Below are 24411 nucleotides of genomic sequence, written 5' to 3' on the forward strand. Positions count from 1 at the left end.
GCTAGAGACCAAGGGAGATGGTGTTGACATAGCCCGTGCCGCTCGCCGTGGCGGGCGTGGACGTCAGATCGATCACGGCGTCGTCGGCATATTGGCCGCCATTCTCGACGGCGCTATCGACGCGGATCTGGTAGCCGGCATCGAGCAGGGTATCGGCCAGATTGGCATGGACGGTCAGCGTATCGCCGCTGCCGACGCTGGCGCCGGTAATGCCATCGAGATTGAGCGATCCCCCCCTCGATACTGCTCGGGCCCAGCCGCGCAGGTCCCCGTAATATTTCGTCTTATGGCCCGAAACCCAGAGCGTGGAATTGTAGCTGCCGTCCGGATTGGTGAGGTAGACGGCCAGATAAGCCGCATGACCGGAATATTGCACCAGGCTCGTCTGGATGCTGACATCCCGGGCCATGGCCATGCTGGGGGCGCTGAGCGCCGTAGCCAGCATCAATAAGGCGGCGAGTTTTTTCATGGTCGAGGCTCCTGATCGGTATGTCGTTGGGGAGTTTTAAACATGGCAAGCTGACAGCAGACTGAAGCGGACAAGGTTTCTTGTTCAGCCTGGTGTAAGCTTGGCGGGGTAGTCGGTCCTGGGGAGCCAACATGCGCGTGCTGTTTATCGAAGATGACCATGTGCTGGGCGCCGCCATCCGCGACCATGTGCTCGCTGCCGGCCATGCGGTTGACTGGATGCAGCGTCTCGACGATGCCCGCCTGGCCTTGGCCAGCGTGCCCTATGAGCTGGTGCTGCTCGATCTCAACCTACCCGACGGCCGTGGCCTCGATCTGCTCAAGCAGTTGCGCGCCGCCGGCAATGCCGTTCCGGTCATCATCACCACGGCGCAGGACCAGGTCGCCATACGCATCGAGGGTCTCAATTCCGGCGCCGACGACTATCTCGTCAAGCCATTCGACCTGGCCGAGATGGGCGCCCGCATCGCTGCGGTGGCCCGTCGCTATGGCGGCAATCCCACGCCCGAGATCACCACCGCAGGCGTGACCATCGATCTGGGACGGCGCATTGCCAGCATCGACGGCGCCCATGCCAGTCTTACCGCCCGCGAATGGGCCGTGCTCGAACGCCTGCTGGCGCGCCGCGGCGGCATCGTCACCAAGTCCGAGATCGCGGATTCGCTTTATGCCTTCGGCGCCGAAGTGGCGAGCAACGCGGTCGAAGTCTATGTCAGCCGGCTGCGCAAGAAGCTCGGGCGGGACTTCGTCCAGACCATTCGTGGCCTTGGCTACCAGGTGAAGGCGTGAAGCGGCGCCCCTCCATTGCCCTGCGCCTCGCGCTTGGCCTGACCGCCGGCATGGCCCTGCTGTGGATCGGCGCTGCTGCCATTTCAGTCAGCGTCATGCAGCATGAGCTCAACGAAGCCTATGACGACAGTTTGGAACAGAGCGCCCAACGCTTGCTGCCGCTGGCGGTACACGACCTGCGCGAGCGGGGCGATGGCGGGCGGCAGATCGTCCGCGTCGATGATGAGGGGGGCGACGACGACAGGCCCGCCCGGCCGGTACCGCACGATTCAAGCTTCACCTATGTCGTGTTCGACAGCCTGGGCGACATCGTGCTGCGCGATCATCAGGCGGCCGACTTCGCGCTGCCGGCAGACCTGCCGGACGGTTTTGCCGATATCGATGGTCAGCGAACCTTTGGGCTGACGGATCGTACCGGCTTTTCCATCCTCATCGTGGAAACCAGCGACCGCCGCCTGAACGGACTGATGGACGCCATCTCCGCCCTCGGCTTCCCCCTGCTCGCTCTGCTGCCCCTGATGGCCGGCGGTGTCTGGCTGGCCATGCGCCTGGCGCTCCGGCCGCTGGAGGCCCTGCGCCGCGATATTGCCAAGCGCGACAGCAAGAACCTGGAGCCCCTGCTGTCGGATGGCCATCCCGCCGAGCTGGCCCCCATCGCCGAGGCCGTCGGTGCCCTGATGTCCCGGCTGAAGTCGGCACTCGATGCCGAGCGCTCCTTTGCGGCGCGCAGCGCCCATGAATTGCGCACCCCCATCGCCGGCGCGCTGGCACAGACCCAGCAACTGGCTGCAGAACTGGGCAACGGCCCGGGCGCGGCCCGGTTGGTCGAGATCGAGGCCGCATTGAAAAAGCTCGCCAAGCTGTCGGAAAAGCTGCTGCAGCTCGCCCGCGTCGAGACGGGTTTTGCCCAGTCAGATCGACAGGCAGACCTGTTGCCGGTGCTCAACATGGTTGTGCACGATTTCAACGCCAGTACGCTCTGGCGCGACCGCGTGCAGGTCGCCGCCGGCGACTTGGTTGCAGCCATCGATCCCGATGCCTTTGCCATCGCTTTGCGCAATCTGGTCGAGAACGCCCTCAAGCATGGCGCGACGGGCCAGCCGGTGCAGGTCATTGTCGCCGGGACCGGCGCGGTGCGGGTCATCAATCACGGCGACCTGGTCGCTGCGGCCGACCTGGCGCGCCTCGGTCAGCCCTTCGCGCGCGGCGATACGACCGCCGATGGCAGTGGACTTGGTCTGTCCATTGCCCGCACCATTCTCGAACAGGCAGGCGGCGCGCTGGTCCTGCATTCCCCGGCATCCGGCGCCATGGATGGCTTTGAGGCCGTGATGGTGCTCCCAAGATGCGATAATGACCAGACCATTTATGGCGTCGAAACGGGCGCCGATATCAAGGTGAAAGCATGACCCTTCCCTACAAGTCTGCCCACGAAGAAGTTCACTTCATCAACCGCTCCGGCTGGCTGCGTGCGGCCGTGCTGGGGGCCAACGACGGCATCGTCTCGGTGTCGTCGCTGATCGTGGGCGTCGCGGCCGCCGACCCCGGACCTGGGGCCATCCTGATCGCGGGCATTGCCGGCCTTGCGGCCGGAGCCATGTCCATGGCGGCGGGCGAATATGTCTCTGTCAGTTCGCAATCCGATATCGAGCGCGCCGACATCTCGCGCGAAAAGCAGGCTTTGGTCGACACACCGGCCGAGGAAGAAGCCGAACTCGCCTCGATCTACCAATCGCGCGGGCTGTCGCCGGCCACCGCGGCGCTGGTCGCAAGAGAGCTGACCGAGAAGGACGCCCTAGCTGCCCATGTGCGGGAGGAACTGGGCCTCTCAGACGTCCATAGCGCCAATCCGCTTCAGGCGGCATTGGCCTCCGGCCTGACCTTCACCCTCGCCGCTGCCCTGCCTGTGATCGCGGCCGTGCTGGCGCCGGCGGGCGCAACCATTCCAGTCGTGGTAGTCACCACCCTGATCTGTCTGGCGGGCCTCGGCGCGCTGGGGGCCCAGGCCGGCGGTGCCCCAAAGTTGCGGGCCACGTTGCGCGTCCTGTTTTGGGGCGCAGCAGCCATGGCAGTTACCGCGCTGGTTGGTCGTGTTTTCGGCGTAAGCGTTTAGTGTCGCCGTATCAGTGAACGAGCCATAGCGCTCGACGAGGTCGCCCCACTTGGCCCGTGGTCACGCCATCTGCTGCAGTCAAAATCTGTAGCGACGGCCTTCGCAACGCCACGCGTGCCGTAGAGGCCATGCGGATGTTCATTTTTCACCCAATTAATGAAAATGAGCACGATGTCGGCCAACGCCCACAGTCTTGCCGCTAAATGGTAAGCGGCGCACACGCCAAGTCGGCAACCGATATTCGGCGAACCCACTCATGTCGGCGTGCTGCCGGAGCATTCAGCACACCGCTTTCGGCGATGTCGCCATGCGGTAGGTCATGCGACGGCTAGTTCCTTCAGCAGGTTGGCATCGGCCTTTGCGCGGGCGCAAAAGCAACGCCTCATTCCCAGGATGCAACCTCTAGGCAACGGTGCCGAGGTTCCGGACCCACGACAATCAGTGCACCCTGCCCCAGGGCCGGAATGAACGCGGCATCCACCGGTCGATATCTCCGCAGGCCCTTTTGATCGTCTCTCGGTCGCGGTCATGCGTCAGGCAGTGAACGAAACGTGTGCCAAGTTGGCTGAGAACTTCTTTTCGGTACGTCCCCGGGGCGCTGGGTCGCTATCGTAGCGCGACGCGTTCGGATTGCTCCGCACCGACACCTGAGGCGACAAACGCTGGCCCGGCATCAGCTTCGGGACGACCTGTTGTCGCCAAGGCGACACCAGAAGACAATCTTGAGCTACAGCGGTGATCTCACCTCAGCTGGCTGCCCGGCCGCTGAACCGATGTGGCACAATCAAGCTTTGTTTTTTGGCACGTCAGTATTTATCGAAGGACACAGTTCCGCATTTCCGTAGGATTTCCGACTGATTTCCCTTTATCTTCAGTGCGTCTCAAGGTGAGCTAATGGTGCCTACAGCACAGACTCAGCTACAGCATTCGGGCGTACATCCGGACTGGCAGGCTTGATGGCTGAGACTGATCTCTATCTTCCCCTGAAGGCCTTCATGGAAGGCGCGGGTTATTCCGTCAAAGGCGAGGTCAATGGCTGCGACCTGGTCGGCGTGAAAGACGGCGATCCGTCCGTCCTCATCGTTTGTGAAATGAAACTGAGCTTCAATCTGGAGCTGGTCATGCAAGGCGTCAATCGCGCGACGATCTGCGACGAAGTCTGGCTGGCGGCGCGATCCTCCAAGACCGGCAAAGGTCGCGAGCATGACGCCCGGTTCCGCAATCTGTGCCGACGCCTCGGCTTCGGGCTCATTGCCGTTTCCGCATCTGGGCAGGTGGACGTTATCGTCGCCCCCCTCGCCGCGATGCCGCGCCGCGATCCCAAACGGCGCTCCCGCCTCCTGGAGGAACACAAGCGCCGGATAGGCGATCCCCAGAAAGGTGGCGGTCGAGGCAAGCCGATCATGACCGCTTATCGGCAGGATTGCTTGCTTTGCGCATCGTCCCTGCTGGCTGGCCCCCAAAGCCCCAAACAGCTCAAGGCGGTGGTGGCGCGCGCGCCGACAATTCTGCGCCGCAATGTCTATGGCTGGTTCGTCCGCGAAAGCCGGGGCGTCTACGGCCTGACCGAACTCGGCCGGGCTGCCATGGCACCCCCGCAGGGCGATACCATGCCCGGCACCGAGACCCCATAGGCCCCCTCGCGGCGAGCGTGGTCGACTACCGCACCGGCAGCTTTCGCCAACGAAAGTCCAGCCGGCCCGGCCCCGCTTCGATGACGACTCGAGACGCGTCGACGTGATCCGCCGTCAACCGGTGCTCGCCCAGCCCCGAACCGACGAGATTGCCTGCCCAACCACGTCATGCAGTCTAATCCGGAACAGGGGCAGGATTGTGCCCCAAGGGGCGGCAACACCGGCACCGCCCATCTTCCCTGGGGCGGCGCGTCCAAACAAAAGCCCGCAGCAACAGCTGCGGGCTTTTTCATTCTTTGTCCACCGCCGCTAGAGCAGCGCCTGCTCATTCCGCCCCATGAAGCGGAACGCGATGTAAACCGCAGCGCCACTGAGCACCAGCAACACCGTCGACAACGCCGCGGCCGTGCCGAAATCACCATCCAGGATCAGCAGGTAAATGCGCACCGGCATGGTCATGGTACTGCCGACATAAAGCACCAGCGACGAGGACAACTCGTTGATCGCCGTCACGAAGCTCAGCATGCCACCGGCAATGATCCCCGGCACGATCATCGGCACGGTAATCCGCAGGAAGGCCTGGAACGGGCTATAGCCAAGGGAAACCGCCGCCTCCTCCATGCTCGGCGAGATTTGCCGCAGCGACGAGGCTGTCGTGCGCACCGTATAGGGCAGACGGCGGATGAAGATCGACAGGATGATGATCGTCGCCGTACCCGTCAGCACGATAGGCCCGGTATTGAACGCCGCGATAAAGGCGATACCGATGACGATGCCCGGCATCACATAGGGCACCATGAACGCCCCATCGAGCAGCGCCGTGTTGAGATTGGTGCGCCGCGCCACCAGCACGCCGACCACGGTCCCCACCAGCACGATCAGGATCACCGCCGCGATCGAGAAGGTCAGCGAATTGCGCACGACATCACCGAGATTGAACAGGATGCGCTGATAGCTCTGCAGCGCAAAACCCTCCTGGAACACCGGCCCATTGGTCTTGCGGAACGAATAGATCACCGAGACGATCACCGGCATGGCGCCGCAAAGCCCGATGAAATAGACGCCGAAATGCGCCAGCCAGTTGCGCCAGCCATTCAGCTGGATGCGGGTCGGCTTGTTGATCATGTTGCCATGATAGACGTTGCGCCGCGACATGTAGCGCTGCAGCATGACAAACACCATCGACACCAGGATCAGCACCACGCTGATCGTGGTCGCCATCGACATGTTCGATCCCACCTCAGCCGAATAGAGCGTGAACGCCTCGGTCGCCAGCACGTTGAACCCACGGCCCAGCAGGCGTGGGGTACCGAAATCGGCGATGGCGTGGATGAGCGCCAATAGCCCGCCCGCCGTCAGCGCTGGAAACACCATTGGGAACGAAATCCTGAACGTGCGCTGCCAGGGCGTCAGTCCCAGCCCCTCGGCGGCCTCTTCCAGGGAGCGGTTGACATTGCTCAGTGCCCCCGAAACCATCAGGTACACATAGGGATAGAACTTGAGCGAGAACACCACGAGAATGCCACCGACGCCATAGATGGGCGGCATATTGATACCCATGTCACGCAGGAAACCGCGCACCACCCCGCCCGCGCCGAACAGCACGATCCAGGAATAGGCCCCGATGAACGGCGGCGACACCAGCGCCAGGATCGCCAGCAGCGACACGAACTTGCCGCCGCCAATGACGAAGCGCGATACGCAGAACGCCATGATCGAGCCCAGCAGCAAGGCGCCCGCCATGCCGCCCACGCCTACGATCAACGTATTGAGGAACGCCACCCGGAACCGCGGCTCGGTCAGGAACTTGGCGTAGTTGGCAAGCGTGAAATTACCGCTCTGGTCATACAGGCTCGAGACCAGCACCGACCCCACCGGGATGAACAGCAGCACGAACAGCAGCAGCCAGGTCAGGACCATTACCACGGTCCAGAAATTGAGACGGGGCATGGCGCTATCCTCCAGTGCTGAGGCGCGCGCCATCGGCGCCAAACGCCATTGGCACGTCACGCGGCACCAGCACGCTCACCGGCTCACCGGTTTCCCGCGACGCCGCCATCCCCGGATTGGCCACCTGCACCACGATCATCCCCAGGGGAGTGTCGACCTGCACATGCGCTTCGCGACCGAGATAGGTGTATTTGGCCACTGTGCCCGGCACTGCCACCATGTCGTCGCCACTGGCAGCACCAGTTGCGTCCAGCCCCAGACGCTCGGGCCGCACTGCCCAGCTCGCCGCTCCCGGCGCGTTCAGACCCAGTTGCCCCAGCAACCCGTTCAGCGCCGCGCCTGCCGTCAGCACATTGAGCGTGCCAACGAATTCGGCCACGAACCGCGTCTGCGGATTGCCATAGATTTCCTCGGGTGTACCGACCTGCTCGATCCGCCCGGCATTCATCACGCAGATGCGGTCGGATATGGCCAGGGCCTCTTCCTGGTCATGCGTCACATAAATGGTGGCGATATCGACCTGCTTCTGGATATCGCGGATTTCCTCGCGCAGTTCGATGCGCAGCTTGGCGTCCAGATTGCTCAGGGGCTCGTCCATCAGCAAGAGGCGCGGCTTGATCACCATGGCGCGCGCCAGCCCGATGCGCTGCTGCTGTCCGCCCGACATCGCCGCTGGCAGGCGGTCGGCCATTGCACCCAGCCGCACGGCATCCAGTGCCTCTGTCACCCGCGCCTTGATCTCGGCAGCCGGCACCTTGCGCGGCTTCAGCCCAAAGGCAACATTGTCGAAGACGCTCAGATGCGGAAACACCGCATAGTCCTGGAACACCATGCCGATATCGCGCTGATGCGGTGGCACGATGCGCAGGTTTGAACCATCCAGCGTGATCTCGCCCGCAGTCAAATCGTTGAAACCGGCGATCGATCGCAACAGCGTGGTCTTGCCGCAGCCACTCGGCCCCAGAAGCGTGAAGAACTCCCCCTTCCCCACCGCGATGGAAACGCCGTTCAGCGCCATGAAGGTCGCACCGAACTGCTTTGTCGCGTTGGCGACCGTCAGATAGCTCATGCGTTTCTCCCCCGCACATTCCAGCGCCCTATATGACACCGACAAACTTTCGTATTGCAACAATTTTTGCAGTGGTTCAGGATCATTTCGATCTTGGTTTGATCAAAACCGAAAAGGGAGGATCCGAATGAACATTCGTAAGCGTACATTTCTGGCAATGTCTGCCGCACTGATTGCATCCACCAGCATCAGTTCGATTGCCTTCGCCCAGGAAGGTCCGGTGGTCATTTACACCGCGCACAAATCGTCCATCGTCGACACGCTGCTGCCCGTCTTCGAGGCGGAAACCGGTCTCAAGGCCGAAGTGGTGAAGCTCGGCTCCGGCGATATTGCCAAGCGCGCCCGGGCCGAATCTGGCGCCCCGGCCGCCGACGTCATCTGGTCGATTTCGGGCAGCCAGCTCACCGAACTGGCCGACCTGCTCGAGCCCTATACCCCACCCGAATTCGATCAAGTCGATCCCCAATTCATCAAGGATCCTTCCTGGACCCCTTACACAGCCGTGGTCTACGTTCTGGCGGTCAATACCGACATGCAGCCGCTCGATACGGCGCCCAAGACCTGGGCCGAACTGGCCGATCCGAAATGGTCCGGCCAGATCGCCAGCGCGCGCGCCGATGGGTCGGGCTCGGCCATGCAGCAGCTGCAGACCGTACTCACAGTCTTTGGTGATGAGGGCTGGAACAAATATGCCGAGATCGCCAAGAACTTTGTCTTCTCCGACAGCTCTGGCGCCGTGCCGCGCTTTGTCGCCGACGGCGAAACCGCGATGGGCCTGACGCTGGAAGACAATGCCCTTGAATATGTTCAGGGCGGCGCACCGATCGCCATCGTCCACCTGGCGGATGGCACTGCGGCTACCCCCGATGGCGTTGCCCTGGTCAAGGGTGGCCCCAACCCCGAAGGCGGCAAGGCCTTTATCGATTGGGCCATGTCGAAGTCCACCCAGGAAAAGCTGGCCAACGATATCGGCCGCCGCTCGGTCCGCCTCGACGTTGCTGGCCCCGCCGGCACGCCCAACCTGGCCGATCTGACCCTGGTCAATGTCAAACCGCTTGGCGATTTCGGCGGCGCTGAAGCTGTGCTCGGCCAGTGGCGCACTGCCATCGGCGAATAAGCTCAACTCCCTCCGAACACGACTAGAGCAGGACCAAATGAGGCAACTGGAAGCTTTCACGCTGGGTAAGAAGTTCGGTCACCCAGAGACCAATGAAGATAGCCTCGTGGTCATGCCAAACATGGGTTACGCCGTCATCGACGGCGTAACCGACCGGAATGGTACGCGCTATGGTGGCATGCTGTCGGGCCAATATGCCTCCCGCACCGTGCAGCGCGCCATTGAGGTGTTCCTGCTCGCCCAGGGTCAGCGCGACAAGCCCGAGCTGCAATTCCAGGGCGCCCAGCATTTCGTCGATTATCTCGGCGCCGCCATCCATGCCGGCTATGTCGAGCACGGCGCCCTTGCTGCCGTCGAAGCCGACTGGAAGCTGCGCGGCGGCTGCACCGTCATGGCCGCCATGCTGATTGGCGACCGGCTCGAAGTCGTGGCCGTCGGCGATAGCGGCATCCGCATCAACGGCCATGATACCCTGCAAGTGCTCAAACCCCTCGACGACGTGACCGCCATCCTGCGCCGCGAGGCCTGGCACTATTTCGCCGCGCTCGGCCATTCCATCCAGGAATGCGACAAATTCTCCTCGGCCATGACCTGGCAGGGCACCCAGAACCAGCTGTCTGGTGCCGTCACCGCCAATCCCGAGATCGTTGCGACTATAGAGACGCGCGCCCTCACCGCCTGCCGCGCCCACCTTCCCGCTGTGCCCGAGCATGAATTGCTGCTGTTGATCCAGCACGGTATCGCCCATGGTCAGGGCAAGTTCCAGAACATCACCGAGCCGGTCCTGGGCTATGGCGGCATTGATGGGTTCGCCGTCCCGAACCGCTATGTCGAATCCCGCTCCTATGCCCTGGCCGACATCGAAACCATCGAGCTATTCTCCGACGGTTACTTCAAGCCGGGCACCGGATTCGGCGTTGCTTCCTGGGAAGCTGCCTTCGATGAAGTGGAGGCCGAGGATATTCACAAGATCGGCCGCTATATGAGCACCAAGGGCACGACAGCCTCCCAATTGACCGATGACCGCTCCTATCTGGGCGTGCGGTTGAAATGAGCGGCGAAACCGCCCCCCGCCTGCGCGCTGCGGGCGATTCCGCGCCTGGCGAAGGCGGCCGGCCTGCGGACCGCCGCCAGGCTATCCTCGAGGCCGTCCGAACCCATGGCGCCGCCTCGGTCGCCGAGCTTGCGGCCCGCTTTGACGTCACCTACCAGACCATTCGCCGTGACCTGCGGACGCTGGAAGATCAGGGCCTGCTGCACAAGGGCTTTGGCGGCGCCTTCGCCTCCCCCGGCGTTGCCCATCACACCCATGACGAGCGCCACACCATCCAGGTCGCGGTCAAGCGCCAGCTGGTCGCTGCGCTCGAGGAGTTCCTGGTTCCCGGCGCCACCATCTTTGTCGGCCTGGGCACCACCTTCGATTCCCTGCACGAAATCCTGGCGCGTCATCCCGGCGTGCTGATTGCCACGCCCAATCTCGAAGTCGCTCATTCCTGCGCCCTCAAGACCGATGCCACCGTCTATGTCTATGGCGGCTATGTGCGCAACAAGGACTCCTCGGTGCTGACCATTGCGGACGACAGCCGCCAGCGCTTCAAGTTCGACGTCGCCGTCATCGGCGCGAGTGCCATCGACCGTGAAGGCACGGTGCAGGAATTCGATCCGATGGAGGTCGATCTCGTTCGCTCCATCCTGCCCCATGCCCGCCAGGTGATCCTCGTCGCCCATAGCGAAAAATTCGAGCGCCGCGCCCCCCATGTCGTCACCCAATTGGCCAATGTCGACGTGCTGATCACCAATGGCGACCCCGCCATCCGTTTCGACGACCCGGCCACCCTCGCCGCGCTCCGCGTCATTACGCTGGATTGAAGCTACCGGGCTTCCCGTGGCTGCATCCCAACCGGTTGCGGTGCGCGCGATGACGACGGACAATTAGCCCAACATCACGGATATTCCATTTGTTGCCTGCAATTCCGACCGCTACGGCTTTGCGTCATGATGCGTCCATGGGATCGATTTGATTGACAGAACAGACTGATCACACCCTCAGCAGCCTGGTCGACAAGCTCGCCGACCGCGCCAGCGCCGGCGAAGGCATCAAAGTCGCCACCATCCAGGACATTGCCGGCCGCCGCTTTGCCGGGCCCCTGCTGTTCTTCCCGGCCATGGTGGTGGTCTCCCCCCTCAGCCTGATCCCCACCCTGCCGACCGTGATCGCGGTGACGGTCATCCTGATCGCCGCCCAGATCATCCTTGGCCGCAAGACCATCTGGCTGCCGCAAAAACTCGCCAATGCCTCGATGTCACCCGAGCGCACCCTCAAGGTGGTCGAGTTCATGCGCCCTGCTGCCGGCTGGATCGGCAAGGTCAGCAAGCCGCGCCTGCGTTTTCTGGTCAATCCTCTGGGCATCCGCCTCGCCGCCGCGGTCTGCGTGCTGGTCGCGCTCACCATGCCGCCGCTGGAATTCTTCCCCGGCGCCTCCACCGGCGCCGGCGTCATCATCGCCACCTTCGGCCTCAGCATAACCATGCAGGATGGCCTGTTGCTCCTGCTTGCCCTGGCCCTCGTCTATGGCGCCGCTGCCATGTTCATCTGGCTGATCTTTTAGCCCGAATTAGCTGCCTGACATGACTGCCCCACCCACAATGTCATCCCGGCGCAGGCCGGGATCCATTCTGAAGGCCAGCCGCATCACCCAGCCTGCAAACAGGCCACAGCTTGGATTCCGGCCGGTTTCTGCCGACCTAGACGATGCAACTGCCCCCTAAAGCATCAACGGCAGCGGCCCGTCATTCTTGACCTCCTCGATCACTGCATAGGTCCGTGTTTCCTTCACGCCCGGCATCGCCAGCAGCACCTCGCCCAGAAACCGGCGATAGGTGTTCATGTCGGCCAGCCGTGTCTTGATCAGGTAGTCGAACCCCCCGCCCACCATGTGGCATTCCAGGATTTCCGGGGCCCGCCGCACCGCCTGGGCAAACATCTCGAAAGCGTCCGGCGTGGTCTTGTCCAGCGTCACCTCGACAAACACCAGGAGCCCATAGCCCAATTGGTGCGGATCCAGCCGCGCCCCGAACCCGGTGATGAAGCCCTGCCGCACCAGCCGCTTGAACCGGTCGCTCAGCGAGGTCGGCGGCAGCCCCAGTCGCTGCGCCAGCTCCGCATTCGACACCCGCCCATCCAGCTGCAATTCCATGAGGATGCGCCGGTCCGTTTTATCCAGTTCCGTCATTTCCACGCCATATCGTCGCCATTGGCGTCAAATATACGAAATCCCCTGCGATTAATCCAATGGAGATACGCCGGTAAAGCCCTAGCATGCGCTGCAATAGCGGGTGCCCCATCCGCCCCTCCTTTCAGGCCGAGATATGACCCAGTCACCAGCCCGCCCGTTTGCCGCGTTTGACCCATTCCTGCGCCAGCCCGATCCACTGCGCGACGCTATCGCCGCAGCCACGCGCCGGCCGGAAACCGAATGCGTGCCGCCTTTGGTTGAAGCCGCGACGCTCCCCGCCGAGGCCCGCGCCCGCATTGCCGCCACGACCCGCCAGATCGTCACCGCCATCCGCACCGACAAGAGCCTGTCGCCCATCGAAGGCCTGATGCAGGAATATTCGCTGTCGAGCCAGGAAGGCGTGGCGCTGATGTGCCTGGCCGAAGCGCTGCTGCGCGTGCCTGACAAGGCCACCCGCGATGCGCTGATCCGCGACAAGGTTGCCCCCGGCGACTGGGGCGCCCATCTCGGTGGCGGCCGCTCCCTCTTCACCACCGCAGCCACCTGGGGCCTGCTGGTCACCGGCAAGCTCACCGACAGCTTCAATCGCGAAGATGGCCTGGGCACCGCACTGACCCGCCTGATCGCCCGGGGCGGCGAGCCGGTGATCCGCAAGAGCGTCGATCTGGCCATGCGCATCATGGGCGAGACCTTCGTGCTCGGCCAGACCATCGATAAGGCGCTGGAGCGCAGCCGCAGCAAGATGGCCGAGGGCTTCAGCCATTCCTATGACATGCTCGGCGAAGCCGCGACCACCGCTGCCGATGCCGCCCGCTACCTCGCCGATTACGAGCGCGCCATCCATGCCATCGGCCAGTCCACCGGCGGCAAGGGCCCCTATGAGGAGCCCGGAATCTCGATCAAGCTCTCGGCGTTGCATCCACGCTATCGCCGCGCCCAGAAGGCCCTGGTGATGGATGAGCTGCTGCCGCGCCTCAAGACGCTGGCCGTGCTCTCCAAGCGCTACAATATTGGTCTCAATATCGACGCCGAGGAAGCCGACCGCCTCGATATCTCGCTCGACCTGCTCGAAGCCCTCTGCCTGGATCCCGATCTCAAGGACTGGAACGGCCTTGGCTTCGTGGTCCAGGCCTATTCCAAGCGCTGCCCCTTCGTCATCGATTTCCTGATCGATCTCGGCCGGCGCTCCGGCCATCGCCTGATGGTGCGCCTGGTCAAGGGCGCCTATTGGGATAGCGAGATCAAGCTGGCCCAGATCGAAGGCTTTTCGGGCTTCCCGGTCTATACCCGAAAGATCTACTCCGACATCGCCTATGTCGCCTGCGCCAAGAAGCTGCTGGCCGAGCCCGAAGCCGTGTTCCCGCAATTCGCCACGCACAATGCCCAGTCCCTGGCCACCATCATGGAACTGGCCGGTCCCGATTTCTTCATCGGCAAGTATGAGTTCCAATGCCTGCATGGCATGGGCGAAAAGCTCTATGAGCAGGTCGTCGGCCCGCTCAAGCGCCCCTGCCGCATCTATGCACCTGTTGGCTCGCACGAAACCCTGCTCGCCTATCTGGTCCGACGCCTGCTCGAAAACGGCGCCAACAGCTCCTTCGTCAACCGCATCGCCGATGAAGCTGTCTCGATCGAAGAACTGGCAATCGACCCGGTCGATCAGGCGCGCGCCATCACCCCACTCGGCGCCCCCCATGCCGGCATCCTCCTGCCCGCCGATACCCGTGCCCCCTCCCGCACCAATTCGGCCGGTCTCGATCTCGCCGATGAAGGCACGCTGCGCCAACTGACCAATGCCCTGCAGGACAGCGCCGCCCGCCAATGGCTGTCGAGCCCGCGTGAAGGCGCCGGCGAGGTCGTCGAAATCCTCAATCCAGCCAATCACGCCGACCGCGTTGGTACCATGACCGTGGCCAGCGCTGCGACCATTGCCAATGCCTTCCTCACCGCCTCGGCTGCCGCCCCCGCCTGGGCCGCCACTGCCCCGGCTGAGCGCGCCGAAAAACTGTTCCGCGCTGCCGATCTGATGCAGGAGCGGATGCCAACCCTGATCGGGCTCGCCATCCGCGAGGCCGGAAAATCCGCGCCCAATGCCATCGCCGAGGTCCGCGAGGCCATCGATTTCCTGCGCTATTATGGTGCCCAGATCCGTGATGGTTTCACGCCTGAGCACCTGCCGCTCGGCGTCGCCGTCTGCATCAGCCCGTGGAACTTCCCGCTGGCCATCTTTACCGGCCAGGTCTGCGCCGCCCTGGCCGCCGGCAATGCCGTCATCGCCAAGCCAGCCGAGGAAACCCCGCTGATCGCCGCCGAAGGCGTACGCATCCTGCACGAGGCCGGCATTCCCGCCGATGTGCTGCATCTGCTGCCCGGTGACGGCGCCGTCGGTGCCGCCCTCGTCGCCAATCCCGCCACCAGCGCCGTGCTGTTCACCGGCTCGACCGATGTCGCCCGCCTGATCGCGCGTCAACTGGCCAGCCGCACCCTGCCCGATGGCCGCCCGATCCCGCTGATCGCCGAAACCGGCGGCCAGAACGCCATGATCGTCGATTCCACTGCTCTGACCGAACAGGTCGTCAATGACGTGCTGGCCTCGGCCTTCGATAGCGCCGGCCAGCGCTGCTCGGCTTTGCGCATCCTCTGCCTGCAGGAAGACATCGCCGACCGCACGCTCGTCATGCTCAAGGGCGCCATGGCGACCCTGTGCATCGGCAATCCCGACCGCCTCGCCACCGATATCGGCCCGGTCATTTCGCACGAAGCCCAGCAGCGCCTGCTCGACCATATCCGCGCCATGGCCGGCAAGGGCCTGGCCATCGAGAGCCTGCCGCTCAGCCCCGAAACCGCCGAGGGCACGTTCGTCGCCCCCACCATCATCGAGCTGCGCGAACTCAGTGACCTGCCGGGCGAGGTCTTTGGCCCCATCCTGCATGTCTATCGCTTCCGCCGCGACCGCATGGAACAGCTGATCGATGACATCAATGCGCTGGGTTATGGCCTGACCTTTGGCCTGCACACCCGCGTCGACGATACCGTCGACGAGGTCACCAGCCACATCCACGCCGGCAATATCTACGTCAACCGCAACGTCATCGGCGCCGTGGTCGGTGTGCAGCCATTCGGCGGCCATGGCCTGTCCGGCACCGGCCCCAAGGCCGGCGGACCGCTCTATCTGCGCCGCCTGCTGCGCCAGGCTCCGCTGCAGCCCATGGACGTTACCTCCCTCGGCATGCCTGCCGCCTCGATCTATGCCGATTGGCTGGATCAGCACGGTCAGGCCGCCGAGGCAGAACTGGCCCGAGCCTATGCCGACGCCTCCCCGGTAGGGGGTGACCTCGACCTGCCCGGCCCGGTCGGCGAAACCAATGACTATCGCCTGGACCCACGCGGTCGCATCCTACTGCTGCCCGAAACCGCTACCGGCCTCGCCCTGCAACTGGCTGCCATCCTCGCCACCGGCAACACGGCTGTCGTCGTCGCTCCCGCCAATCTGACCGCCACGCTGGGCGCGCTCCCGGCCGAAGTCGCCAGCCAGATCAGCACCGCCGCCAGCATTGACGACGCCACCGATATCGCCGCCGCCCTCATCGAAGGCAGCGCCGAACCCGTCCGCGGCGTCGCCGTGCAGCTGGCCGCCCGCAACGGCGCCATCGTCACCATCCAGAGCGCCACCGCCGCTGGCCTGCTCGACGGCAGCCAGGCCTACGATCTGTCGCTGCTGGCCAACGAAGTGTCCATCAGCATCAACACCGCCGCCGCCGGCGGCAATGCCAGCCTGATGGCGATTTCCTGAGCGCACTCAAGCGGGCCCTCGCTCCTCCGGGAGTGAGGGCCCACCACCGAAGCGCACCACCCCACCGGCCGTATTCCCCCACGGGGTCATTCCCGCGCAGGCGGGAATCCATTCTTCCCCCTCACCACCCCAGGCGCCTCACCTCCGCGGCAATACTCGCCCCCCTCACCCAATCCATCCACCCAGCTCATCCTCGATATGGATGAGGATAATCTCGTCGAAACTCGTCTCCCCGACGAACCCCAACCGCCTCGCCCGCTCCGCCTCGAACGCCTGCGGCCACCCCGCGACAATCCCGGCAGTCGTCGCATCCGGCACCCGCTTGATCCGCGCGACCGCATCGCGCCCGGCTACCCGCTCCAGTGCCGCGATCTGCTCGCCCACTGTTGCCGCCAGTCCCGGCATGGTCAGGTTGCGCTGATTGCCCAGCAGCGCCGTGTCCATCGCCGCCGCATGCAGCAGGAAGCCCACGGCCGCCCGCGGGCTGGCAAACCAGTGGCGCACGCTTTCGGCCACCGGCAACTCCGCTTCCTGCCCCGATAGCGGCTCGCGAATGATCCCCGAGAAAAACCCCGATGCCGCCTTGTTGGGCTTGCCCGGCCGCACCGCGATGGTCGGCAGCCTGATCCCCACACCATCGAAAAGCCCGCGTCGCGAATAGTCCGCCAGCAATAGCTCGCAAATCGCCTTCTGCGTCCCATAGCTGGTTAACGGCGTCTGCTCATGGCTATCCCCGATCACCGCCGGCAGCGGCTCGCCAAACACCGCGATCGAGGATGTGAACACCACGCGCGGACAATAGGACTGCACCTCCCCGGCATGCCGGATCGCCTCGAACAACAGCCGCGTGCCATCGAGATTGATCCGATAGCCCTTCTCGAAATTGGCCTCTGCCTCTGCCGAAACCACCGCCGCCAGATGAAAGATCAGCTCCGGCTGATCGGCCAATAGCGTCTCGGCACTCCCCGGCCGCGACAGGTCCGCGGCCACGCATTTGACCGCCATGCCCGTCACCGGCGGGTCCGGCTCCTGCAGATCGGCCAGCGTCAGCCCGCTGATCGGCACGCCCCCAACCGCGCCGTCCCGCACCAGCGCCGCCACCAGCTTGCGCCCCACCATGCCGGCAGCCCCAATAACCAGAACATTCATGCCTGCTCCTCCAGGCCCCAAGCAGTGCATTGCCCGACCGAGCTGTCCACCCCGAACAACAAAAAACCGGCGCCCATTGGACGCCGGTTGAATGCTCTTGCGATGCGGGGGCCGCTTAGTTGAAGCGGTAACGCACCGTGCCGCGCACTTCATGCACCAGCACATTGTCGATATTGTAGGGTACGGTCGTGCCGGGGTTGCTGAGCTGGTTGATATAGAGCCCGCGATAGCCGAGATCGGCAACCACAGCGCCAAAATCATAGCCAACGCCGGCCATCGCCGCAGCGGCGAAGCTGGTATTGGTCGACCAGATATCGGACGGCGCGCCAGCCGGGCTGGTGGTGGTGAAATTGTTGAAGGCCACACCGGCGCCCGCGCCGACATAACCGAACATGCCGCCGCCGGCACCATAGCCGTCCCCGCCAATGCCGAAATCGTAATAGGCGTTGGCTAGCGCCACGGTCGAGCGCAGCAGCAGCTTGTGGACGCCCGGGGACAGAACCGGCGCAGCGGAGGCGGGGATGGTCGCCTGCACACCTTCATTGCTCAGATAGTCGACGGTCACGTCGAAGCGCAGGCCGGTCCCGGTTTCATAACCAAAGCCGGTACCAAACGAATAGCCATAGCCATAGCCATCGGTCGCAAAGGACGGTGGCACTACGGAGGGATGCGTCACTTCCTTGGCCCAGGCCAGGTTCACCGCGCCACTGCCGCGCAGATAGAAGGAGCCGGTATAGCCGTAGTCCACATCCGGAACATCAATGACAGGGGGATAAAAAGGCATGTCGGCGGCAAATGCCGCACCAGTAGGAACGGCGGCTCCTGCCACCAGAATCGCAGCGATCAGCTTGCGCATAATGAGTCCTCGGAATTGCCACGACACCAGTCGATTGATGGCCAATATCGGGCAATTTTCTTAAATCTCACTTAACCCTACGACTTAACCCTAACCCCAGCATAACGACAGTATTCGACGCCACCCGCACAACCCCAACTACCCCCGACTTGCGACACCTAAATCTCTTTCGCCCATCAACAAAAAGGCCGCAGCGCAAATCGCACTGCGGCCTTCGATGTCTTGGCGTTTATTAAGAGCGTCAGGCGATTTCGCGGATCGCAGCTTCGATCTGGGTGACCACGGTGTTGACCAGCGCGGCGTCATCCGCCTCGCCCATCACCCGGATCACCGGCTCGGTGCCGCTCTCGCGGATCACCAGCCGCCCGCCGGTGCCCAGCATGGCCTGGCCATCGGCAATCGCCTGGATCACCTGCTTGTGCTGCAGTGGCTTACCGGACTTGAACTTCACGCTGCGCAGCAGCTGCGGCACCTTTTCAAAGCGGGCGCAGATTTCCGAAATCGAACGTTCGTCCTGCTTCAGCACCGCCAGCAATTGCAGCGCTGCCACGAGGCCATCCCCCGTGGTGGTGAAGTCGGAGAGGATGATGTGGCCCGATTGCTCGCCGCCGACATTGAAGCCCTTGGACCGCATGGCTTCGAGCACGTATCGGTCACCCACCTGGGTGCGCTCCAGCGTCAACCCGATAGAGCCGAGATAGCGCTCCAGCCCCAGATTGCTCATGATGGTCGCGACGATGCCGCCACCGACCAGCATTTCGCGCTGCATCCAGCTCTGGGCGATGACCGCCATGAACTGATCGCCATCGATCACCTGGCCGTTTTCATCGACGATGATCACGCGATCGGCGTCGCCATCCAGCGCAATGCCGATATCGGCGCGGGTTTCGCGCACCTTGGCGGCAACGGCCTCCGGCGCCGTCGATCCGACCTTGTGGTTGATATTGAAGCCATCGGGCTCATTGCCGATGGTGATGACCTCCGCGCCCAGCTCCCACAGGGCCACCGGGGCTACCTTGTAGGCGGCGCCATTGGCGCAGTCGAGCACCACGCGCAGCCCCGAGAGGTCGATATTGCGCGGCAGGGTGCGCTTGGCATATTCGATATAGCGCGTCCGCGCTTCCTCGTCGCGGTGGGCGCGACCAATGTCACGGCCATGCGCCAGGAACCCGCTCATGTCGCCATCGATCATGCGCTCGATTTCAAGCTCGATCTCGTCGCTCAGCTTGTAGCCATCCGGACGGAACAGCTTGATGCCATTGTCCTCGAACGGATTGTGCGAGGCTGAAATCATCACGCCGAGATCGGCGCGCAGCGAGCGCGTCAGCATGGCAACGGCCGGCGTCGGCATCGGCCCGAGCAGATACACATCCATGCCCACGGCGGTGAAACCGGCGGTCAGGGCCTGTTCGATCATATAGCCGGAGCGCCGCGTATCCTTGCCGATGACCACGCGGTTGCGGTGATCGCCGCGCACAAATTTCTGTCCCGCCGCCATACCCACGCGCAGGGCCAGATCCGGCGTCAGCTTGGAGCCATTGGCCAGGCCGCGAATACCGTCCGTGCCGAAATATTTTCTTGCCATCATCCGCCTCTGTTTTACCCGGCTGGCGTCTGGTCAGTCGGCTGCAAGCATGTATTGGCGCGCAATATCGTAAAAACGCGTCAAAAAAAAGGGGCGCCGTGGCACCCCTTTCCAATTCGGTGGACGACCTTAACTGCCCGGCTGCGGCTCAAGCCCGGCTTCGGGCGGCGAATCGGGGCGCTTCTTGCCTGATTTGCCTGCCGAGGGCACACCCGACGCCTTGGGCGCCTGATCGCTATCATCGGGACGGATTGGCTGCTTGCCATCCATCAGGTCGCGCAATTCATCGCCGGTCAGCGTCTCATATTCGAGCAGCGCCTGGGCAATGGCCTCCCACTCATCGTGGTAGGTGGTCAGGATCTGCTTGGCCGAAGCCTCGCCATCCTCGATCAGCTTGCGCACTTCCTGGTCGATCAGCTTGGCCGTGTCGTCGCTCATATTGGTCGACTGGGTCATCGAATGACCGATGAAGACTTCCTGTTCGCTCGATTTGTAGCGGACGCGGCCGAGCTTCTCGCTCATGCCCCACTCCATCACCATCGACCGGGCGAGGCTCGTTGCCATCTGGATATCGCCAGACGCACCCGAAGTAACCTTTTCCGGGCCGAACTTGATGATCTCGGCTTCCCGACCACCGAACAGCATGGTGAGGCGGGCCAGGGCCTTCTCACGACTGAACGAATAGCTGTCGCTTTCCGGAAGCGTCATCACCATGCCCAGTGCCCGGCCACGCGGAATGATCGTCGCCTTATGGATCGGATCGATCCCGGCAACCTTGAGCGCGATGATGGCATGGCCAGCTTCGTGATAGGCGGTCAGCTTCTTTTCGTCTTCCGACATGGCCATGGTGCGGCGCTCGGCGCCCATCATGATCTTGTCCTTGGCGTCCTCGAATTCCTGGTGGGTGACGAAGCGCTTGTTGCGCCGCGCTGCCAGCAGAGCGGCCTCGTTGACGAGGTTCATCAGATCGGCACCGGAGAAACCGGGCGTACCGCGAGCCAGGGTCTTGAGATCCACATCTGGCGCCAGCGGCACCTTGCGGACGTGAACCTTGAGCACCTTTTCGCGGCCCGACACGTCCGGATTCGGCACCACGACCTGACGGTCGAAGCGGCCCGGACGCAGCAATGCCGGATCGAGAACGTCGGGACGGTTGGTCGCGGCAATCAGGATAATGCCTTCATTGGCCTCGAACCCGTCCATCTCCACCAGCAGCTGGTTGAGGGTCTGTTCGCGTTCGTCGTTACCGCCGCCCATGCCGGCGCCACGCTGGCGACCGACAGCGTCGATTTCGTCGATGAAGATAATGCAGGGCGCGTTCTTCTTGGCCTGCTCGAACATGTCACGCACGCGAGACGCGCCGACACCCACGAACATTTCCACGAAGTCCGAACCCGAAATGGTGAAGAAGGGCACATTGGCTTCGCCGGCGACCGAACGGGCCAGCAGCGTCTTACCGGTACCCGGAGGGCCCACCAGCAGCACGCCGCGTGGAATCCGGCCACCCAGGCGCTGGAACTTGCCGGGATCGCGCAGGAATTCGACGATTTCCTCGAGGTCCTGCTTGGCTTCGTCCACGCCGGCCACGTCCTCGAACGTCACCTTGCCATGAGTTTCGGTCAGCAGCTTGGCGCGCGACTTGCCAAAGCCCATCGCGCCGCCGCGGCCACCGCCCTGCATCTGCCGTATGAAGAAGAACCACACGCCGATAATGACGATGAAGGGGAGCCAGGAGCTGAGCAGGATGGTCCAGAACGGGCTGGCCTCGGGGGCCCGCGCCGTGATCGAGACATTTTTCTGCTCAAGGCGCGTGATCACGTCAGCGCCATCCGGCAAAATGGTTTCGAAACGCGTGCCGTCGGCCAGCGCTCCAGACACGACATTATCGGTAATGGTGACGCTCTGAACCCGCCCGGCGTCCACATCGGTCACAAACTGGCTGTAGCTCTTGTCGGCAACCGAAATCGAGCGGGTCGACGACTGAAACACCTGAAACAGGCCCATCAGCATGAAGAGAATGACCAGCCAGATGGCGAAGTTGCGGAAGTTTCCGTTCATATATCCTGTCCCGGATGGCTGGCGCGCGGGAGGGCCAGCAGTAGAGCCGAATGTATGTCCGGCATTAGGGCGTTACAAGGGCATGACCTGCGGTCCTTTTGACGCCCCGTCCAGTCATTTTGTCGACAATGGGTTAATACGCCATCACGAGCCCGTCGTTCCACGCAAAAGTAGCGGCTAGCGGGACGCCCCCAGCCCCGGCAAGGTCTGCCGCCATTGCAGCCCAAGCCCTAGTCGATCAGCAATTGCACGACAATCCGGTCATCGAATGTCCAGCCCCCGAGCGACAGCACGCCCCCGGCCGCATCGCGCACAATCGGTGCGGTGCGGATTGCCTCGGCCGGAGCCGTCACCTTGAAGCCCAGAAACTCCTGCAATCGGTGGCGCGGCAGATAATCGGCCACCCCGGCAGTCAGCCCGAGATCGTCCGAATTGTTGATGATCAGAAAGCGTTCATCCCACACCAATTGCGAGCGTGGCGGCACCACGACATCACTGGGCAGTGCCCGCCCCGGCTCGCGCGCCACGATGATGGTGCCCTCATGGGTCCGCACCACGCAGCCCAGCACGGTGACGCCCTTGCCTACAGCGTCGCCATAGAGCGCCTGTTGCAGGCGTTCCACCTGTCCCAGCGCCCGCGGCTTCTGCCGCCCGCCGACGATCTTGAGCACCCGCCCCAGGAGCCGCACAGCCACAGCCGGACTGAGATCTGCGAAAGCCGCCAGTTCCAGCCGCGCCGAGCCAAAGCCGTCGAGCCCGACCAGCGCGGTGAACTGCTCGTCGGCGACCCGGGCAATGGCCATATCGGCCTCTCCCATACGCTGGGCGAAACGCGCCAGCGTTTCGGCATCCAGCCCCAGCGCGGCCAGTTGCGGCAGCGCCCGGCGCCAGCGCACCCGCTCATAATGTTCGTCATGATTGGATGGGTCCTGCGCCGGCACCAGGCCTTCCGCCTTGACCAGTGCCTGCAGATCCTCCGGCGCCACGCTCAGCAGCGGGCGATAGACCCGCACGCCCTCGACAGTGGCGACCGGCGCCATGCCCTTCAGCCCCTCGATGCCGCTGCCATGGGCCAGCCGCATCAGCAGCGTCTCGGCCTGGTCATTGCGGTGATGGGCGGTGAGCAGCACGGGCACGCCATCCGCCGCCATCGCCGCCCCCATCAGCCGGTAGCGCGCCACCCGCGCCGCTTCCTGCACGCCTGTCTTGGGCTTGTTGCCTTCCCACCGCAGCCCAGTCGCCGCGATACCCAATGATCTGGCTGCCGCCAGCACCATCGCAACCTCGCCGGCCGCATCCGCCCGCAAGCCATGGTCCACGGAATAGACGTGCAAGCTCGGTCGCCCCGGCGCGGCACGCGCCCAGTCATGGGCCAGCAGCATCAGCGCCAGGCTGTCGGCGCCGCCAGACACGGCAAGGCCGATCGCGGGGTAAGCCGCGACCGGCGCAAACAGGCCATCTCGCTCGGCAGGATCATCCAGACGTGGTGTCACGCTGGCGGACACTCCGCCTTGGCCTTTTCGCCGGCAAGTTGCGCCAGGAAGTCCGGCGTCAGCGTCGTATAGCGCTTGTCGATCTCCGAGAATGTCCGGCAGGCGGTCTCCCGCTCCCCGGCCCCGGAAATCGACATCCCGAGCTTGAGCAGCAATTCAGGCGCTTTGGGGCTGTCGGGCGCCTTCTGGAAGGCATTGAGCAATACTTCGGCGGCTTCGTCATAGGCCGCGCGTCGGATCAGCACCTCGCCCAGCAGGTTAGCTGCATCAGGCATCTGCGCATTATCGGGATACAGCCCCAGGAACTGGCGCAACTGGTCCTCGGCAAAGCCATATTCGTTCCGGCTCATGGCCTCGGCTGCCGCGGCAAACTGCGCATCGGCATCGGGATTGCCGCTGGGCTTCTGGTTGGGATCAAAGCTCAGGTCGAGCGGCTCGCCAGTGCCCAGCGCCGCGCCGGCAACGCCACCGCCAGTGCCGATCAATGGATCGCTCGAAGCGCCCACCGCGTCGCCCGGCGTCGTGCTGCCGTCGGTGAAGGTGGGATCGAACTCGGCTTCACCGGGCAAGGGACGAACACCCTGCTCGGGAATCTGGGTCGGAGCGGCGGCTTCCATGTCCTGCGGCAACGCCTCGGGCTGCGTCACGCCGCCCGGTTGGGTTGCCGCATCAGTTTTTCCCCCAGCACCGCCTTCCAGTGCCTGGAAACGGAACTCGTTGTCTTCCGTCATGCGTTCGATCAGCGTCTGCATCTGCGTCAGCTGGAACGTCAGTCCATCCATCTGTCCGTTGAGGGTGCGGATCTGCTCTTCCAGCTGCTGGATGCGCACCATCAGCTGGGCGGCATCCTGCCCCTGGGCGACATGGATACGATCGGGCGTTGCATCGCTCATCACCGCGCCGAGCGCGGCGGGTGGCAGCATCTGGCCGGCGGCCATCGCCGCACCTGGGCTTGCCACCCCAAGCAGCAGCGCCGCTGCCAGGGCAGCCGGCATGCGCCCGGTCATTCTACTGGTCGTCAATTTCAACTTTGAGCCTCCGTCCATACCGCATCACTCGCGGGCACCATGGTCATTGAAGAGCAGCGAATAAAGCCAAATT

19 protein-coding genes are annotated in these 24411 nt (G+C 63.8%); 9 read left to right on the plus strand and 10 right to left on the minus strand.

Translation table 11 applies throughout. The features are described 5' to 3' along the window. Position 1 precedes the first annotated feature (1 nt). Positions 2-469, minus strand: coding sequence for a DUF2271 domain-containing protein (locus tag BUA69_RS06860; protein WP_046133723.1), 468 nt, complete (start codon positions 467-469; stop codon positions 2-4). Between the two features lie 131 nt (positions 470-600). On the opposite strand from BUA69_RS06860, the gene BUA69_RS06865 reads away from it, so the two are divergent. From BUA69_RS06865 to BUA69_RS06880, 4 genes are all read left to right on the plus strand, one after another. Then, positions 601-1257 carry a response regulator transcription factor gene (locus tag BUA69_RS06865; RefSeq protein WP_046133722.1) on the plus strand — a complete coding sequence of 219 codons (657 nt, stop codon included), beginning with the start codon at positions 601-603 and terminating at the stop codon, positions 1255-1257. After that, a complete protein-coding gene (locus BUA69_RS06870) occupies positions 1254-2666 on the plus strand; it encodes a sensor histidine kinase (protein WP_052950349.1) in 1413 nt (470 codons plus the stop codon). The genes BUA69_RS06865 and BUA69_RS06870 overlap by 4 nt, the downstream gene beginning before the upstream one ends. Further along, positions 2663-3370, plus strand: coding sequence for a VIT1/CCC1 transporter family protein (locus BUA69_RS06875; RefSeq protein WP_046133721.1), 708 nt, complete (start codon positions 2663-2665; stop codon positions 3368-3370). The genes BUA69_RS06870 and BUA69_RS06875 overlap by 4 nt, the downstream gene beginning before the upstream one ends. A 956-nt stretch (positions 3371-4326) precedes the next feature. After that, positions 4327-5004: a DUF2161 domain-containing phosphodiesterase gene (locus BUA69_RS06880; protein ID WP_046133720.1), complete on the plus strand. Its 678-nt coding sequence runs from the start codon at positions 4327-4329 to the stop codon at positions 5002-5004. A gap of 309 nt (positions 5005-5313) precedes the next feature. Here the strand turns inward: BUA69_RS06880 and BUA69_RS06885 are convergent, their stop codons facing one another. Then, complete coding sequence (locus BUA69_RS06885) at positions 5314-6954, minus strand: ABC transporter permease (protein WP_052950348.1); 1641 nt, start codon at positions 6952-6954, stop codon at positions 5314-5316. Between the two features lie 4 nt (positions 6955-6958). Further along, complete coding sequence (locus tag BUA69_RS06890; RefSeq protein WP_046133718.1) at positions 6959-8023, minus strand: ABC transporter ATP-binding protein; 1065 nt, start codon at positions 8021-8023, stop codon at positions 6959-6961. 127 nt (positions 8024-8150) lie between these two features. On the opposite strand from BUA69_RS06890, the gene BUA69_RS06895 reads away from it, so the two are divergent. The 4 genes from BUA69_RS06895 to BUA69_RS06910 all read left to right on the plus strand — a co-directional run bounded on the left by BUA69_RS06895 (position 8151) and on the right by BUA69_RS06910 (position 11749). Further along, the gene (locus BUA69_RS06895) at positions 8151-9140 is read left to right on the plus strand and encodes an extracellular solute-binding protein (RefSeq protein ID WP_052950347.1); all 990 of its coding nucleotides are present in this window, start codon (positions 8151-8153) and stop codon (positions 9138-9140) included. A 37-nt stretch (positions 9141-9177) separates the two neighbouring features. Beyond that, on the plus strand, positions 9178-10194 hold the full coding sequence (locus tag BUA69_RS06900; RefSeq protein WP_046133717.1) for a hypothetical protein: 1017 nt from the start codon (positions 9178-9180) through the stop codon (positions 10192-10194). Continuing rightward, complete coding sequence (locus BUA69_RS06905) at positions 10191-11009, plus strand: DeoR/GlpR family DNA-binding transcription regulator (protein WP_052950346.1); 819 nt, start codon at positions 10191-10193, stop codon at positions 11007-11009. Before BUA69_RS06900 ends, BUA69_RS06905 begins: the two co-directional genes overlap by 4 nt. A gap of 152 nt (positions 11010-11161) precedes the next feature. Further along, positions 11162-11749, plus strand: a complete 588-nt coding sequence (locus tag BUA69_RS06910; protein WP_052950345.1) for an exopolysaccharide biosynthesis protein — start codon at positions 11162-11164, stop codon at positions 11747-11749. A gap of 156 nt (positions 11750-11905) precedes the next feature. On the opposite strand, the gene BUA69_RS06915 is transcribed toward BUA69_RS06910, so the two are convergent. Further along, a complete protein-coding gene (locus BUA69_RS06915; RefSeq protein ID WP_046133716.1) occupies positions 11906-12373 on the minus strand; it encodes an Lrp/AsnC ligand binding domain-containing protein in 468 nt (155 codons plus the stop codon). A gap of 136 nt (positions 12374-12509) precedes the next feature. On the opposite strand from BUA69_RS06915, the gene putA reads away from it, so the two are divergent. After that, positions 12510-16169: a bifunctional proline dehydrogenase/L-glutamate gamma-semialdehyde dehydrogenase PutA gene (putA, locus tag BUA69_RS06920; RefSeq protein WP_046133715.1), complete on the plus strand. Its 3660-nt coding sequence runs from the start codon at positions 12510-12512 to the stop codon at positions 16167-16169. 165 nt (positions 16170-16334) lie between these two features. Here putA and denD read toward each other — a convergent pair whose 3' ends face one another. From denD to BUA69_RS06950, 6 genes are all read right to left on the minus strand, one after another. Next, positions 16335-17318, minus strand: coding sequence for a D-erythronate dehydrogenase (denD, locus tag BUA69_RS06925; protein ID WP_046133714.1), 984 nt, complete (start codon positions 17316-17318; stop codon positions 16335-16337). A gap of 115 nt (positions 17319-17433) precedes the next feature. Continuing rightward, positions 17434-18174, minus strand: coding sequence for an outer membrane protein (locus BUA69_RS06930; RefSeq protein WP_046133713.1), 741 nt, complete (start codon positions 18172-18174; stop codon positions 17434-17436). Positions 18175-18415: 241 nt separating this feature from the next. Next, entirely contained in the window at positions 18416-19759 is a 1344-nt protein-coding gene (gene glmM, locus BUA69_RS06935) for a phosphoglucosamine mutase (RefSeq protein ID WP_046133860.1), read from the minus strand. A 129-nt stretch (positions 19760-19888) separates the two neighbouring features. Next, positions 19889-21817 (minus strand): ATP-dependent zinc metalloprotease FtsH, encoded by a 1929-nt coding sequence (gene ftsH, locus BUA69_RS06940; protein ID WP_046133712.1) that lies wholly within the window; start codon positions 21815-21817, stop codon positions 19889-19891. Between the two features lie 230 nt (positions 21818-22047). Continuing rightward, positions 22048-23310 carry a tRNA lysidine(34) synthetase TilS gene (gene tilS, locus BUA69_RS06945; protein ID WP_143154444.1) on the minus strand — a complete coding sequence of 421 codons (1263 nt, stop codon included), beginning with the start codon at positions 23308-23310 and terminating at the stop codon, positions 22048-22050. Continuing rightward, positions 23307-24338, minus strand: a complete 1032-nt coding sequence (locus tag BUA69_RS06950; protein WP_143154445.1) for a tol-pal system YbgF family protein — start codon at positions 24336-24338, stop codon at positions 23307-23309. Before BUA69_RS06950 ends, tilS begins: the two co-directional genes overlap by 4 nt. Positions 24339-24411 lie beyond the last annotated feature (73 nt).

This window comes from Devosia limi DSM 17137 (genome assembly GCF_900128975.1).
GTDB lineage: Bacteria > Pseudomonadota > Alphaproteobacteria > Rhizobiales > Devosiaceae > Devosia > Devosia limi.

Bases quoted from the DNA above. Each gene is read 5' to 3' on its own strand.
- BUA69_RS06905 (WP_052950346.1), top strand. From the start codon at position 10,191: ATGAGCGGCGAAACCGCCCCCCGCCTGCGCGCTGCGGGCGATTCCGCG.
- BUA69_RS06865 (WP_046133722.1), top strand. From the start codon at position 601: ATGCGCGTGCTGTTTATCGAAGATGACCATGTGCTGGGCGCCGCCATC.
- BUA69_RS06895 (WP_052950347.1), top strand. From the start codon at position 8,151: ATGAACATTCGTAAGCGTACATTTCTGGCAATGTCTGCCGCACTGATT.
- BUA69_RS06860 (WP_046133723.1), bottom strand. From the start codon at position 469: ATGAAAAAACTCGCCGCCTTATTGATGCTGGCTACGGCGCTCAGCGCC.
- BUA69_RS06915 (WP_046133716.1), bottom strand. From the start codon at position 12,373: ATGACGGAACTGGATAAAACGGACCGGCGCATCCTCATGGAATTGCAG.
- BUA69_RS06930 (WP_046133713.1), bottom strand. From the start codon at position 18,174: ATGCGCAAGCTGATCGCTGCGATTCTGGTGGCAGGAGCCGCCGTTCCT.
- BUA69_RS06880 (WP_046133720.1), top strand. From the start codon at position 4,327: ATGGCTGAGACTGATCTCTATCTTCCCCTGAAGGCCTTCATGGAAGGC.
- putA (WP_046133715.1), top strand. From the start codon at position 12,510: ATGACCCAGTCACCAGCCCGCCCGTTTGCCGCGTTTGACCCATTCCTG.
- BUA69_RS06885 (WP_052950348.1), bottom strand. From the start codon at position 6,954: ATGCCCCGTCTCAATTTCTGGACCGTGGTAATGGTCCTGACCTGGCTG.
- denD (WP_046133714.1), bottom strand. From the start codon at position 17,318: ATGAATGTTCTGGTTATTGGGGCTGCCGGCATGGTGGGGCGCAAGCTG.
- BUA69_RS06900 (WP_046133717.1), top strand. From the start codon at position 9,178: ATGAGGCAACTGGAAGCTTTCACGCTGGGTAAGAAGTTCGGTCACCCA.
- glmM (WP_046133860.1), bottom strand. From the start codon at position 19,759: ATGGCAAGAAAATATTTCGGCACGGACGGTATTCGCGGCCTGGCCAAT.
- BUA69_RS06890 (WP_046133718.1), bottom strand. From the start codon at position 8,023: ATGAGCTATCTGACGGTCGCCAACGCGACAAAGCAGTTCGGTGCGACC.
- ftsH (WP_046133712.1), bottom strand. From the start codon at position 21,817: ATGAACGGAAACTTCCGCAACTTCGCCATCTGGCTGGTCATTCTCTTC.
- BUA69_RS06875 (WP_046133721.1), top strand. From the start codon at position 2,663: ATGACCCTTCCCTACAAGTCTGCCCACGAAGAAGTTCACTTCATCAAC.